The following is a 14,860-nucleotide window of genomic DNA, read 5'->3' as shown; positions in this document are numbered from 1 at the left end:
TCGCATTAACTCACATCTTATCTATTCAGTAGCGCTGAGTGAACTCAGTTTTTTTTGAACTTGCTCACACAAGCTTCAAACCACAGATTAAACCATTGATTCAAAGCGACTAGCTCGAACTTATTGTCTCGAATCCATTAGCTCAAGCCCATTGGCTTGCAATTTATAGTTGCAGAGCTGTGGTTGCAGAACTGTGGGTATAGAACTGGAGTTGCAGAACTGAGGGCTCAAACGATCTGAGTTGTGAACATCAAGCCAGCCCAATGATTCACATCTAGAGCCAGTAAGTCGTCAGCGAGGCCAGAGGGTCGAGGGCTGGCCTGCTCCAAGTCTAGAAGCAGTCCTCGCATCAGCGACAGGGGATTGCGCAATGTCAGCATTTCCTGGGCTACTGTCTGAGCTGCGCCAGTCTGACGGGCCGCCTGCCCCAGGTTCTGGCGCACCTGTTTAAAGGGAGCCCGACTGAAGATCACCGCCACTTCCACCAAGCCTCGGGGCTCACGCACGATCCAGGGGATCGGCTCAGTTGCGTGAGGTACGGTGCGCGAACCTTGGGAGGCTAGCAGTCCCCAATCCTTCTGGTTGTCTGCCTCAGTCCCTGGATCAACTGAGGTTGGAAAGCGGATACTGCCTTTGCTATTGGGAGAGAGGGCCACAATGCAGCCATAGAGTGGCTGATTATCGTGGTTGCTTAGCTGCATTTTCAAAGACGAGCCCACAGGCAGCTCCAATAGCCCAGCTGCGGGCAGTCCAGCTGTAGGTAGTCCAGCTTTAGATGCCTGCAATTGCTCTGTCTGATCCCAGGGGCGAGTGCTTCGTCCCGCTAACTGACGGGGCACAGAACCTGACTCCCCTGCCCGTCCTGGATCTGCTAAAGCGAGCGTAGCAGCCACCTCCATCTGAGAGGAGTTGCCATTGTTGAGCAGACGCAACAACTTCAGGGCTAGCAGATTTTGAAGACGGTGACCCAAACGACGGATAGCGCTGCCAACTGATTCCCCACTCTCGCCAAAGGACTCCGGGATGGGATCGCGCCCCAGGGAAAAGAGGCCGTAGCTGCCAACAGTGGGCAGGTCTGGGCCAGTCATTGAGCGGGTTGTCAGAGCTGCCTGGTCTGCTGCTCTTAATTGGCTAAATAGACAGTCTGCTGCCTGCTCCCCAGCCTGGACCGCCTGCACTTGAGCCAAGGTCGAGAGCGCACTAGTTGCATCAACTCGCTCAATGCGGGACAAGGCTGGATCGAGGGCCACTACTAGATTCAGGTTTCGCGGCAGGACTCGTACCTGCTCGTGCAAGTGCTGACCGACCTGAAGTGACTTGTCCTGAAGCGAACTGCTCGACTCGTTGGCCCCAACCTCTAACACTCTGACCTGAGCACTGAGACCATTACGAGCCCGTACTTGCACTTGTAGAGGGTCGGGGCGCGGAAGCACATCTGGGCTTGTGCCAGCAACAGTCAAAACTGAACCCGGTGCGTAGGCTTCGAGCACAGCTGGCGGTAGCCCACCCAGCCAAAGTTGGCCTCCTCGCCCCCCGTCCTCGACTGCAATGACTGCTCCTGCGCCTATCGGGTTCTGAGTAGGCGGGCTAAAGTAAGCCGCTAGGGCGGACTGGCTGCTTTTCTGACCTTGCAACTGGGGTTGTTCCTGCTGTGACTGACTGCGAGCCATTGCCTTACTGTGGCTGAGCACGATTCGCAGGGTGGTCGCAGGGGTCATCTGCCAGAGCTGCTGAGTCAAGCTGCGGGTGAATAGCCCAGCACTGTAGCCTTGCCACAGACCGTCCAAAGCTAGAGCGCTGGGGGAAGCAGCACTGAGCACAACGCCAGGCACCTGTCCTGCTCGTCGCTGAACTGCCAATTGATTTGCTTCCAGGCCCAATGAGGCTTGCAGTTGGGCTTGCAAATCTAGCTCGGATGCGGGTAGAGCAAGGCGTCGGCCTGGGCGGGAACGCACGCGCAATTGTCCGAGCAGGGCACCGCTTAGCAGGCCGCCAACAGGATCGGTGTAGCAAGTATCTAACACAGTAGTGACTTGATCAGTCGCCAGTGACCGTAGCAGCAGCAGCAGCGTATCGGCTGGCAGGTCGGCCTCCGCGCTGTCGTCTAGAACAACGGGATCCGCGAGCACAAGCGTTTCCTGCCCGGCTTTATCTGTTTGAGCACTTTGAGCTTCAGAGGCTGTGTTTGGCGCTGCGCTAGGGACCGTGTTTGAGGCTGTAGTGGGTGCCTTTAGGCGCGAGCCATAGCCGCTGAAGTGAAAGACGACCACATCACCTGGCTGAGCCTGCCCGATCAGATGCTGGCGAAAAGCAGCCTCAACGGCAGTGCGGCTGGCCTGCTGATCCGTGAGGGTCAAAATGTCGCTGGATGCAAAACCAAAGCGGTGAATCAGTAGTTCTCGCTGCAGGGCAACGTCGGTCAGGCATCCCAGTAGTGGCCCACTGTCTGACCCAGCAGCGCGATACTGGTTAATTCCCACTAGGAGCGCCAACTTGCGCTGGGTGGGTTGGGCTAAAACCTGAGCGTAGCGCAGACTTAACGCTTGGCTACAAGCGATACCAGCCAGGGCTGAGAGCACCCGTTCTAGAAATGCCCGTCGACCCAGTCTCATACCACTGTTGCTATCGCCGCTGCCACTGCCGTTCCCAATGCAATTGATCGACGAGGATTAATGCCAATCCTCATCATCATGCCGCGATTCTGGCTGGATTTTCGGACAGCCGTTGATTTAATGAGAAAGATAGCTTTAGTATCACCCTTTCGTAAGGAACGTCCATGACTGCTACCCGTCCTTCTCTCGGCTCCTACGCCCCAGACTTTGAACTCCCTGGTGTGGATGGGCAGGTACATCACCTCAGGCGCTACCTAGAGCAGACACGGGCGGTGGTGGTGGTTTTTATCTGTAACCACTGTCCCTTTGTGCGAGCTTCTTTAGAACGGATCAAGCGCTTGCAAGCAGATTACCAGGACCAAGGGGTAGTGGTTGTAGGCATCAACCCTAACGATGCCGAGGCGTTTCCAGAAGACAGCTTTGACAAGATGAAGGTCTTTGCCCAGGAGCAGGGCCTGACTTTGCCCTACCTGCGTGATGTCACTCAGGATGTAGCCCGTTCCTTTAGCGCTCAGAAAACCCCCGAAGCCTTTGTCATCGACTCCGAGGGCATCCTGCGTTACCACGGTCGGCTCCTCAACGACTTGCAAGACACCGACCCGACTGTCACGCTTCAACTACGTCAGGCGCTTGACCAGGTTCTAGCAGGTGCAGCCGTTACAGCGTCAGTGGAAGAGGCAGTTGGCTGCTCGATTAAGTGGCGCACCTATTAAAAGCTCTCACTTGAGACCCATTAACAAATCCATTTGCGGTCTCAGTTGGCGGGCTAATCTACTGAGCTGTATATCTAGCCATTCTCTAGCCATCGTTGCTGACAGCGGCACTCTCCGGGCTAGCTGCCTCGTTAGGTACGGTGTCGGGTAGAGGCCGCTTCAGAACGTAGAGCCAGACTAGGCCCAAGCTACCTAGCAGAACCCCACTGAGGCTAACCAACTGGGCAATGCGTAATGGGCCGAGCATCAAGCTATCGATACGCAAACCTTCGATCCAAACGCGGCCCAAGCTGTAGGCAATCAGGTACACCATCGTTAGGGTGCCGCGCTTCGAATTGCCCCTAAAAAATAGCCAGAGCAGTAAGCTCAGAACTCCCAGATTCCAGAGCGACTCGTATAAAAAGGTCGGGTGAAAATAGCTGAAGGCTTCCAGCGTGGGAGGGCGACGGTCGGGGGGGATGAATAGCTTCCAGGGCAGATCAGTAGGGACACCAAATGCTTCGGAGTTGAAGAAGTTTCCCCAACGGCCAATTGCCTGGCCCAGAATCAGCGCCGGTACAACCAGATCCGCCAGCTGCCAAAAAGACACGCCGTTACGTCGGGCAAAGAGAATGGCCGCCAAGCTGCCGCCGATGATGGCACCGTGGATGGCAATGCCGCCCTGCCAGATCGCCAGAATCTCTGAGGGATGGTCGCGATAGTAGCTCCACTGAAATAGCACATAGTAGGCTCGCGCAGCGGGAATAGCCCCAGCTACAAGCCAGATCGCTAAGTCCCCGATCAACTCGGGATTGACCCCACTGCGCTTAGCAAGATTTTGGGCTAGGAATGTGCCCAGTAACAAAGCACTGGCAATCAGTAGGCCGTACCAGCGAATAGCGAAAGGACCAAGCTGTACCAAAATAGGGCCAGGCGAGGTGAACTCAAAGGCTAGAGGCAGCGACGGGGCGACATGAAATAGAGTCGATAGCATACGTGACAGGGTCAGAAAGTCCCACCTTTGAAAGATAACTCCCTGAGCCCACTCCGAGGGCGCAGCCAGAGGCGTTCTAGTTTGTGGGGGAGAGGGGAGCAAGTTAGCACGTCTCAGACCAAGGTCAGCAGGTGACGAAAGCTGGTCAAAAACAGGCTATAGACCTCGATACAAAGCCAGGGATTCTACTTCTACCTTTAGACAGAATTCAAATTAAATAAATTCAATCTCTAGACAGAGGAAGGGACTTAAAAGAATTGCTTACGTGTTATGCTGGCTACACATAAGCTCGAATTAAACACACATAAAAACGGGCGAGATTATACTCTATTTTTGTGGCTATTCTGTGCTTGACGCTGAAATTTCATAGAGTGCTAACAAAGCGGTGAAGTTTCAGAAAAATTAAGGATCAAGCTAAAGGTTGGTGGTCCGAACTGGCGTACAAAGCTATCTATACCTCGGTGTTTAACGATATAGACAACTGCCATCCGCCTGCATGTTTTAAGATGCAAAGTCTTCACCACTTTTCTAACCCGTTCATTTAAACCCCCAAACTGTTTGGCTGAGATCCCTATCTTTAAGCGGTTAATATTTCTCCTGATCTACCTAAAGAGATGGGCGCATTTCCCGCAAAGGGCTCACAATCCTGAAAGTGACTAACCTGAGTTTCACCCTGTGCCTGAACCTGAAAGCTAGCTGTCTTGAGTGCTCAGCCCTTGTGTAAGATTTCGAGGGCAAGCTTAAACCCAATAAGGGTTAAGCCCCAAAGCACATTCGAGTAACAGGCTGATTACTGCCGGGCTAATTGCTACCGGATCTACTCGTTTGCACCGTTGTAGGTGTGTTAGCTCATTTGTTAGTACAGGTTGCCCCATGTCTTTTAGCATGCTTGAGGAAAAAGCTCGGAACCAGCAGCTATTTGGCATGAGCTTTTATAACGGCGATTTGCAAACTGCCGTTGCTGAGATGCTTTCGTGGGTTCGCCAAGGTGACCATCTGCGGGTTGTAGTTACCCCAAATGTTGATCACATTGTGAATTTGAGGAATCAGTCTTCCAAGTTCAATCAGGACTATGCCGGTGCTTATTGGCGTCTTCCAGATGGCATGCCGGTGGTTTGGGCATCAGCGCTCTTGGGCTATCCTCTGCGGTCGCGGATTCCCGGCTCCGATTTGTTGCCACAGTTGCTGGCTGGTGCTTCGGAGCGTCAATTCAATGTTGCGGTGATTGGGGCTAGCTCAGAGCTCCTCAATCAATTCAAAGCCTATTGTCGAAAGCATCATCCTGGGATAAATTTAGTTTCCCTTTGGGCCGCACCAAAAATGTTTGATGTGCAGAGCTCAGTTGCGGCTGCTCATGCCCAATCCTTACATCAACTGCCAATCGATATTCTGTTAGTGGGTCTAGGCTTTCCTAAGCAAGAAACCTGGATTTTTAAGTATGGTAGCCAAACTTCAGCCAAGTTAGCTGTTGGGATTGGAGCGAGTATTGAGTTTTTGGTGGGAACAAAGCCCAGAGCCCCAGCTTGGATGCGCGAGCGAGGTCTAGAGTGGCTACACCGAATGATGCAAGAACCGCAACGTCTTGCTCCACGGTACTTGCACGACTTCTACTTTTTCAAACTGCTGTTGGATGAATGGCAAAGGACTAAGATTTCCGGGAGAAAACATGGCTGAATTCTGACCAGGTGCGTCCGTAGAGCACAGTTCACTCAAAGCCTGTTTTAACTTGTCTTATGAACATTTCCAGCTCAGCAATTCCAGTCTCACCGCCTAAAGCTCTACTGAGCCTGCCCCGTGCGTCACGCTATTTAATCGCAATCGTCGGCGCTAATGTTTTGATTTGGGGTTTGACACTGGCTTACCTAAAACTTGCGCCTAAGGCTTACACCAGTGACTGGTCTTTGATCTTGCCGGGCGCTGGGGCGAATTCCAGTGTCAACATCGGCGGCATTGGACAGGCTTCTTACTCTGCTGATTCTGCCTATGCAGGTGGTTCGGTTCTGGATCCGAAAGCCAACTATAAGGCAATTGCTGCAAGTGATGAGGTTCGCGAGCTTGCTGCTAAATCTTTAAAAATCGAACCCCGAGATTTAGATAAGCCTCGAATTGAGCTGGTCGATTCCACTTCGGTGATTGAATTTTCCGTGACTGGTGACAGTCCTGAAGAAGCTCAACGTAAGTCTCTGGCTTATTACGAAGCGTTGAATGCGCGTCTTAACGAACTGCGCTCGGATGAAGCAGAGCAACGGGAAATCGGGGTTCAACGGGCGATTGGCGAAGCTGCCAAGAAACTTGAGGGTGAACAACAACGATTATCGGCGTACAAAGCTAAGTCTGGCTTGGTCTCTGCTGACCAAGTTGAGAACCTGCTGCAAGGCATTGAGGAGTTGCGCAAACAGTGGATTGCGCTGGTGGCACAACAGCAACAGTCCAGCAGCCGTCTGGCGCGCTTGTCGCAAGATCTAGGGCTGACCCCTCAGCAGGCTTCAGAAGCTTTTCTCCTCCAGTCAGATCGACAGTTTCAGCAAAATTTGAAAGATTACGCTGAAACCAGCGCAGCTCTAACAGTGCTGCGTTCTAAATGGGGGACCGAGTATCCAGGCGTACTGATTGCAGAAGATAAACAAGAGGCGACGCGAGAGGCGCTGCTCAAGCGGGGCCGTACCCTATTAGGCCGACCCGTAGATGAAGTAACACTGCAAAGATTGGGCTTGCCGGGTGAAGTCGAGGGCCGTGAAACTCTGTACAAGGATTTGATCGCCTCTCAAGCAGATCAAAAAGGCATTACAAGTCAGGTTAATGAGTTAGCCAAGCAAATTTCTCGCCAGGAAGAAAAACTGAGCGAACTAGTGCGACAGGAGCCTGGATTAGAGGATTTACAACGCAATTTGAAAGTGTCAGAAGCGGTTTTTACCTCGACACTGGCTCAGCTCGATCTGGGTAAATCGGATCTGTACGCCTCTTATCCCCTGGTTCAACTGCTAGAGAAACCAAGCCTGTCGCGTTCACCCAGTTCTCCCAATCCACTTCTGGCCTTTATGGGTTCGGGTTTTGCTTCTGCGCTAATTACGGGCGGCTTGATTCTGCTGTGGCTGCGTGGGGGCGGTGGCGGTGCTCAGCCACCGAGTGAAGTGTCTCCAGAGGTGCCCCACAAAATCCTTTACTTGCCTGAAAACAGTGCTGAAACTGTCTCGTTGAACGGCACTAGTCCTGTTCTAAGTGGGCAGGGAACAGCCAATGAAGCCGATAAGACCAAAGACCCTTAATGCCTGATCGCTGAAGTCAAGCTACTGGAATAGAAACTGGGGAACAACGCAACGCTGCACCGGAGCTATTAGATGCACCTTCTATCGAAGACCTTTGCCCAGAGATTTTGGCTAGTTCTCACTGTCTCGATCGTTAGCGTTGTTCTGCTGGCCAGTTTATTTTGGGTGCTTAACCATCCCTACGCGACAACTTGGGATGAGGCAGCTTACATCAACCGTGCTTACGAAGATGTTGGCTCCTTTCAGAAGGACGGCCTCTACGGGTTAGCAAAGTCGATTATGGGTGCAGACCGAGGCAGGCCTCCGGCGAATCGGCTGTTGGCATTACCGGTCACGCTGTTGGCTGGTGTGAGTCCAATCTTGCTTCGTCTGGTGTCGCTTAGCGGCTGGGCTTTGAGCCTGGGTTTGATTTACCTTGCGGCTCAACGGTTAGCAGGTCCGACTGCCGGGGCTTTCGCTAGCCTGTGGCTCGCGCTCTGCCCAATTGCCATTTTGTCGAGCATGAGGTTCTACACCGAGTTCTCTCTATTCTTGGCAATTTCGGCGATGCTGTTCTTCCTATTTCAGGATTGGAATCATCAGCAAACTTCGCCTTGCAACTGGATTGGTCTAGGTTTGGCTTTAGGTGCAGGTACGTGGGCCAAGCCAACCTTTATTCTCATTGCCGGTCCTGTAATCTTGCTGGCGCTTCTATTGAGTTGGCGCCGAGTTGTAACCGGACCAGAACCGAAATTTCTACTCAAAGCCTTGGCTCTAGCAGGGGTTGTAGCGGCTCCTTGGTGGCTGCTGAATGCTCAGTATTCCCTGGGCAATGCGACTCGCTCCAGCACCAAATTTGTGCGGCATTCTATGGGGTCTCCCTCCTTGGAAACCTGGGCCAAGTGGCTAATTGCTTTTGTTCAGACAGCAACTGGCCCCGCTCTAGCTATCCTGGCCGTGGCTATCCTGTTGAACCTGCTATTGAAGGGCTATCTCAAGCAGGGACTTGACCTGAACCTGACTCAAAAAACTGCTCTCTGGCTTTGCTGTGCGGGCTCATTACCCCTACTCACAGCCCAGCTCTTTGCCACTAATCACAACCTGCGTCTGGTATCACCGTCACTACTGCCTTTGGCGATTGGCCTAGCCGTGATTGCGGCAACTCTGCAATGGACTCAAATTCGCCTATTGGCTTTGACGGCCAGCGTGGTCTTTTGCACTCAATTGTTTGTGTTAATTACCCCCACATTGCGAGATCCTCAGGCCCAGTTTCAAGCTGTGCAAGCCAAAGTCTTTCTAACGGACAGCTCAGACACTGTCCTACTGCGACGGGAACAGTGGGATTGGAGTCCATTACGACAAATCTGCCTCCAACACCAAATTCAAAAGCCTGTGATTGCCTATATAGGAGGCAATGGTGGCGCGTTTAATCTTCCCCAAATTCGCTACCCCTGGGTTGAAGTGGGTGAAGCTGTACAGGTTGAATGGCTGTGGCGCTATGAGCTGGGAGAAATCGATTGGCAGACCGTGACGAATAGGGTCAATGCCAGCGATGTTGTTTTGACGGCCCCTACCTATGTCCAAATGGTTCGCGAAAACGCGAATAAAGACCATTTAGACAACCAGCACAACTTTGAACTTGCACACCGGCTTGAAACCAATTCAAATTTTCAGGAACCGATCGAATTGGAGATGGGACAGTTTGAGCCGGTCAAGGTGCTGGTATTTATTCGTCAACGAGAACACACGAAAACTAGCTTTGCCTAATCAGCTTTGCCTTACTGAAATTTCTGAGCTTGCAAATTTTTAAATCCGTTAATGGCTCTGGAGAAGTGTATGAAAAGCCCTGTGATTGCGATTGGACTAGATGCGGCAGACCCTACCCTGCTTGAGAACTGGATGTCGCAGGGATATTTGCAAAATCTCAATCGCTTACGGGAGCAGGGAGCCTACACCCGCTTAAAAAACATCGACTACTACCGAGCCGAAACGCCCTGGACAACCTTTTTGACCGGCTGTTCCCCGCAGAAGACAGGCTACTGGTCGCCTGTAAAACTACGGCAGGGTAGCTATGAGGTTGAAGATATTGGCGCTTACGATTTCAGAGAATACTCGCCTTTCTATGCATTAGGAGAAGAGCACCGAGTCGCAGTCTTTGATATGCCCCAATCCACCTTGTCTGAGCAGGTGAATGGTGTGCAGGTTCTGGCCTGGGGAGCGCACTCTGCCCTGACGCCCAGCAGCTCCCAACCCCCAAGCTTATTGCAGGAACTGGTTGAGCAGTATGGTGAGCATCCAGTCTTCAACCGAGACCACGCTGATACTCGAAACTTAGCAGCGCTTAAGAAGCTTCAGCAATCTTTAGAGACTGGTATTACCCGCCGCTCAGCCATTTGCCAAGACTTATTAAAGCGCGAGCCTTGGGATTTGTTTTTGACCATCTTTGGCGAAACCCATTCAGCAGGGCATTTCTTTTGGCATCTTAGCCAACCCGATCATCCCCTTTATGGGCAGTTAGTTCATAAGCAATCAGGTCACTGCCCTGACGATGCTATGTTGGCGATTTTTGAAGCAGTGGATCAAGCTATTGGCGAGATTCTAGCCCAAGCTCCTGAGCAAGCTACGATCTTAATTTTTGCGGCTCATGGCATGGGAACTAACGTGATGGACCTTCCCAGTATGCTATTCTTACCTGAGCTGCTTTATCGGTTCTCTTACCCAGGCAAATTTGGCCTTGCTCTAGGTCAGAGGGAAGAACCCCTAGAGCCTCCCATTACAGCCTATAGGTCACGGGGCTGGTTAGGAGAGATATGGAGCCAGAAGCATGACTCTAATAAGCTCCGCTGCTTCCTAAGACGCGAGGCACCAACCAAACTTTTCAACTTATTGGAGAAGTTCATTGGTACCACTGAGCAACCCGATTTAGTTTCACCTCACCAGCTCTACAAACAAGCTGATCCCCTCTTCTTTCAACCAGCTAGATGGTACAAGCCTTTCTGGCCTCAGATGAAAGCCTTTGCGATTCCGAGTTATTCGGAAGGTTACGTTCGAATTAACCTGCAAGGGCGCGAACCAGAGGGTGTTGTTACCCCTTCTGAATATGAGGCTCTCTGTGATCAATTAAGTGGCTGTCTCTATGCCCTTAAAGATGGCAGAACTGGTCAGCCGACGGTCAAACAAGTGCTGCGAACCCGGCAATCAGCAACGGACAATGATCCCAAATTGCCTGATGCCGATCTAGTTGTGATTTGGCAAGAGGAATATGCCACTGATGTCGTTGATAGCCCAGACTTAGGTCGAATTGGTCCAGTTCCTTACAACCGTACTGGCAGTCACCGAGCCAATGGATTTCTGCTAGCGCAGGGACCTGGAATTGTTCCTGGCTCTCAGCTTCCGGTTGGTCATGCGCTGGACTTAGCCCCCACTATTCTCAATCTGATGGGAGCGCCGATCCCTCAACATTACGAGGGTAAGCCACTGCTCGAAACGGTTGCCCTTGCTAACTAAACGCTAAGCAAACAGGCATTGCTCTCCCACAAAACGAACAGATTTCAAACCAGCTTAGAAACTAGATCGAGCTGTTTCTGAAGACTAACTCAGATATTACAAATTCTGATTGGCTCGTATGGATCTGCACCGGCATGAGCATCGATCTTTTTTCACCTGCAAAGTGGTTCCGTTGGCCTGAACTTGTTCTTGTTGCCCTGGTCGGTTGGGTTCCCTACTTCCCAGGAAAAACTCTTCGTAGGCTTCTGTACCGTCTAATTTTTAGACAATTAGGCACTGCAGTACAAATTCAACCTGGCTTTGAATTTGTAAGAGCTGATCGTATTGAAGTAGGGCATGGTACTCGGATTGATCAGCAGGTACGAATCAAAAATGTAGGGCCGAATAGTAAAATAAAACTTGGCAATCGGGTGCACCTAGATCGGGGCATTGATATCAAAGCTCATCCCGGTCTTGATGACTATATTGAGATTGGTGAAAACACTTATATCGGTCCTTACACCTGCATTTCCGGACGCTATATCAAGATTGGCCGTGATTGCTTGATCGCCTCGCACTCAAGCATCTATGCCAACAATCACAACTTCTCTGATCGAGATCGAATTATCAAAGAACAGGGAAGTAATTACCGAGGTATTGTGATTGAGGATGATTGCTGGTTAGGCAGTGGTGTCAGGGTATTGGATGGTGTCACCATTGGCCGGGGCAGTGTCATTGGTGCAGGAGCTGTCGTAACCAAAAGCATTGCACCCTATTCTGTTGCCGTGGGAGTTCCCGCCAAAGTGATCTCCAAACGCGAAGAGATGCAAGTTTGTCAGAGTTAGTAATCCTTCGGGGTAACAAAATTCACAGCGAAATATACCAATTCAATAGGCTGAAAGGTGCAGGATGAAAACGATCCAAGCAGTTGCCCGTTATCTCCCAGATGACTGTGGGGGTATTCAAATTCGCCTCAGTGAACTACTACCGGTTCTGCGGGCCCATGGCATAGACAGTACAGTTGCGGCAGCCAGCAGCAACGCTCAGGAAGATTTCTATCATTACGCTGGAACTGAAGTTTATCGATATCCCATTTCGTCCACTCCTAGACTGGAGCCCAATCATGGAGAGGTTCCCCACGGTGGCTTTGAGCGTTTCGCACGTTGGCTAAAAGCACAGCGAGCCGATCTCTACCATCAACATCAGTGGAACCCTCGCTGTGGTTTACCCCATTTGCGCCTAGCTAAAGAATTAGGCATGACAACAGTTGTCTCGATTCGCTTGCCAGAGGCTATCTGTCAACGGCAAACCTTGATGCTGAATGGTCAAGAAGCCTGCGACGGCAAGATTGATGAAGTGCGTTGTAGCCGCTGCTGTGACAACTTAACCGCCAATTTGCCTGAGCCAGTGATCAGAAATCTAAGCCGCCTGCCTATATCAGTGCTCAGTAGGTTGCCACTGCCCCAAAGTGCTCACTTGGCTACATCCAGTGGCTCAGCAGGATCAATAGTGCGGCCTTTAGTTGTGCCAGCCTACATCGCAGCTCGTCGGCAAGGCCTGTTAGAAATGGCCAAGTTCGCAGATCGAATTGTCACGCTTAGCGAGCGTCTGTACGAGATGCTGTTAATTAATGGCATTCCTGAAGATAAGCTAGTCATCTGCCGTACAGGGATTCCTGATTCATTTCCTAAACCAAGTTCTCAGGCCCAAGCTAGAACAGGGCCTCTGCGCATCGGTTTTTTGGGACGCTGGAACCATACGAAAGGAATCCACATTTTGGTAGATGCGGTTCGCGCACTACCAGCAGAGATTCCAATTGAGTTAGTGATTCACGCAGTGCCAGATAGCCAGCCTTATGAACAACGATTGTTAGCTGAAATTGAACAAGAGCCGCGCATCCGGGTTGCCTCCAAGCTCGCTCGCGAGGAAGTACCCGCTGCTATGGCTGGTTTTGATGTGTTTGCCTTGCCTGCCCAGTGGTTCGATGTCCGGCCGATGGTTGTTCTAGAAGCTCATGCCTCAGGGGTGCCTGTTCTAGGCTCAAATATGGGCGGAATTCCTGAGCTGATTAGGCACGGGGTTGATGGCTTATTGCTGCCCCCTACGGATGTACAAGCTTGGACGGATGCATTGGCGCGATTGGCAACCGATCCTATCCTCTTAGCAGAGCTACGAGCAGGAATTAAGCCCCTTCGCACGATGAGTGAGGAAGCAGCCGATACTGCAGAGCTCTATCAGAGCTTGGTCACGCAATCAACGCTTAGTGTTGGAGCCGGACGCTAATGAAGCCCCAAAACCTAGAAGAGAAAGTAGTTTGGTACTACATCATAGGCACCTACCTGCTGTATTTTCTGGGGGCGCAACATATTTCGGCACCAGCAATCGCGTGGTTGCTGGTGCTGTATTTGGGTAAAAAGCTTTGGCAGCAAACCGATCAAACACCAGTTGAAGACAGAGTCCGCATTCCCCTAGGAGTGTGGGTATGGGCCATCTCTATTCTGTTCATCGAACTGGCCCTAGTTATGGGCTTATCAGACTTCGGTGCGGATACATTCCGAATCGTTAAATCTAGTATTAACGGGTTTGCTAGAACCTGGGCTCTGTTAGCACTGTTTCCTTTAGTCGGCTGTCTCAACATTCGATTCCAACTGCTGAGTCGAGCTATTTGCATTCTCTGTTTGCAAAGCCTGCTGATTATTCCCGTTCTCTATCTGCTCAGTCAACTAAATTTACCCGGAATCCTATACACTTCTCCACTATTAAAAATCGGCGGTATTGGCCCAGAGTATTACAATGTGGGCCTTTATGTGATGGAATCAACTGGACGCATCCGCCTTCAACTGTTTGCACCTTGGTCACCCGCGATGGGGTTAGTTGGCAATGTCTGTTTCGTGCTGGCCTCACAAGAACCAGATCGGAAATGGCGTTGGATTGGCATGATTGGTGCCATCGCAATGACGCTGGTATCGGTCTCGCGGCTTGGCCTAGTGTGCTTGTTCTTTGTGCCAATTGCTACTTATGTTCTCGCTCGGGTCAGCCGACCTCAAATGCAGATTGCCGCTGGCGTTGGTAGTTTTTTCGGAGGTCTGTTTGGCTTTCAACTTCTGAGCGCACTTCGTGATTTCAAAAATTACTTTGACAGCCAAAGAGCAAGATCTTCAGAAATTAGAGAGCTTCTGGGCCGTATTGCCCTGTATCGGTGGTGGAATGATGCCCCGATTTGGGGGCATGGCTTAAAAGAGAGACGAGGCCCTGAGCTTGTGGTCTTCAAGCCGATCGGCTCTCACCATACCTGGTTTGGCGTTCTATTTACGCATGGTTTAGTGGGTTTTATGGCCCTGGCAATCCCTTTTGCCTGGAGCTTTATTGAGCTATTGCTGAAGGCTCAAACTAGCAAAATTGCCCAGGCAGGCTTGAGCGTCATTTTGGTCTTATTTCTCTACTCTTTCGGCGAGAATTTAGAATCTTTGGCTTATGTTTATTGGCCCGGTCTGGTTTCCATTGGTCTGGCGCTGAAGGAGAAGCGGATGGCAGCCAGTCTACCTAGTCAGCCAATGGGTGTTGGGGCTCTTGGCTAAAGCATAGTTTGGATGATTTTCGACCTATATTCCAATAAATAAACTCTCAATTAGCTTAGTGAGATTTTTGCTCTCTCAGGCTAATTTTTTGCTGTCAATCTATCTGCTTTATTGTTGCTTCAAATATGTAATGCTCTTGTGAAAATATCAGCGACAGCTGACAATATTCACTATTCAAATGTACGATGTTGCCATAGCTTTCGAACTAATAAAGCTACTTATTTCTGCAATGAATTGATTTCAGCAGAATGGC

Annotated in this window: 10 protein-coding genes; 8 read left to right on the top strand and 2 right to left on the bottom strand. The window is 51.0% G+C overall.

The features are described from left to right. Positions 1 to 227: 227 nt before the first annotated feature. Positions 228 to 2,612 (bottom strand): caspase family protein, encoded by a 2,385-nt coding sequence (locus tag H6F94_RS20675; RefSeq protein ID WP_190804148.1) that lies wholly within the window; start codon positions 2,610 to 2,612, stop codon positions 228 to 230. Between the two features lie 164 nt (positions 2,613 to 2,776). Between H6F94_RS20675 and H6F94_RS20670 the strand changes: the two genes are divergently transcribed. Beyond that, complete coding sequence (locus H6F94_RS20670; RefSeq protein ID WP_190804147.1) at positions 2,777 to 3,325, top strand: thioredoxin family protein; 549 nt, start codon at positions 2,777 to 2,779, stop codon at positions 3,323 to 3,325. Positions 3,326 to 3,410: 85 nt separating this feature from the next. On the opposite strand, the gene lgt is transcribed toward H6F94_RS20670, so the two are convergent. Next, a complete protein-coding gene (gene lgt / locus H6F94_RS20665; RefSeq protein WP_190804146.1) occupies positions 3,411 to 4,298 on the bottom strand; it encodes a prolipoprotein diacylglyceryl transferase in 888 nt (295 codons plus the stop codon). An 873-nt stretch (positions 4,299 to 5,171) separates the two neighbouring features. On the opposite strand from lgt, the gene H6F94_RS20660 reads away from it, so the two are divergent. The 7 genes from H6F94_RS20660 to H6F94_RS20630 all read left to right on the top strand — a co-directional run bounded on the left by H6F94_RS20660 (position 5,172) and on the right by H6F94_RS20630 (position 14,607). After that, the gene (locus H6F94_RS20660; protein ID WP_190804145.1) at positions 5,172 to 5,972 is read left to right on the top strand and encodes a WecB/TagA/CpsF family glycosyltransferase; all 801 of its coding nucleotides are present in this window, start codon (positions 5,172 to 5,174) and stop codon (positions 5,970 to 5,972) included. A gap of 59 nt (positions 5,973 to 6,031) precedes the next feature. After that, a complete protein-coding gene (locus tag H6F94_RS20655; RefSeq protein ID WP_190804144.1) occupies positions 6,032 to 7,564 on the top strand; it encodes a GumC family protein in 1,533 nt (510 codons plus the stop codon). A gap of 72 nt (positions 7,565 to 7,636) precedes the next feature. After that, the gene (locus H6F94_RS20650) at positions 7,637 to 9,310 is read left to right on the top strand and encodes an ArnT family glycosyltransferase (RefSeq protein WP_190804143.1); all 1,674 of its coding nucleotides are present in this window, start codon (positions 7,637 to 7,639) and stop codon (positions 9,308 to 9,310) included. A 69-nt stretch (positions 9,311 to 9,379) separates the two neighbouring features. Further along, entirely contained in the window at positions 9,380 to 11,050 is a 1,671-nt protein-coding gene (locus tag H6F94_RS20645; protein ID WP_190804142.1) for an alkaline phosphatase family protein, read from the top strand. Positions 11,051 to 11,184: 134 nt separating this feature from the next. Further along, complete coding sequence (locus tag H6F94_RS20640; RefSeq protein ID WP_190804141.1) at positions 11,185 to 11,874, top strand: acyltransferase; 690 nt, start codon at positions 11,185 to 11,187, stop codon at positions 11,872 to 11,874. Between the two features lie 64 nt (positions 11,875 to 11,938). Then, positions 11,939 to 13,312 (top strand): glycosyltransferase, encoded by a 1,374-nt coding sequence (locus H6F94_RS20635; protein ID WP_190804140.1) that lies wholly within the window; start codon positions 11,939 to 11,941, stop codon positions 13,310 to 13,312. Next, on the top strand, positions 13,312 to 14,607 hold the full coding sequence (locus tag H6F94_RS20630) for an O-antigen ligase family protein (protein WP_190804139.1): 1,296 nt from the start codon (positions 13,312 to 13,314) through the stop codon (positions 14,605 to 14,607). The genes H6F94_RS20635 and H6F94_RS20630 overlap by 1 nt, the downstream gene beginning before the upstream one ends. The last annotated feature ends 253 nt before the right edge of the window (positions 14,608 to 14,860 follow it).

This window comes from Leptolyngbya sp. FACHB-261, from assembly GCF_014696065.1.
In the GTDB taxonomy this organism is placed as follows: domain Bacteria; phylum Cyanobacteriota; class Cyanobacteriia; order FACHB-261; family FACHB-261; genus FACHB-261.
Note: the sequence above shows the minus strand (reverse complement) of the source record. Positions and strands in the feature narration are given on the sequence as shown.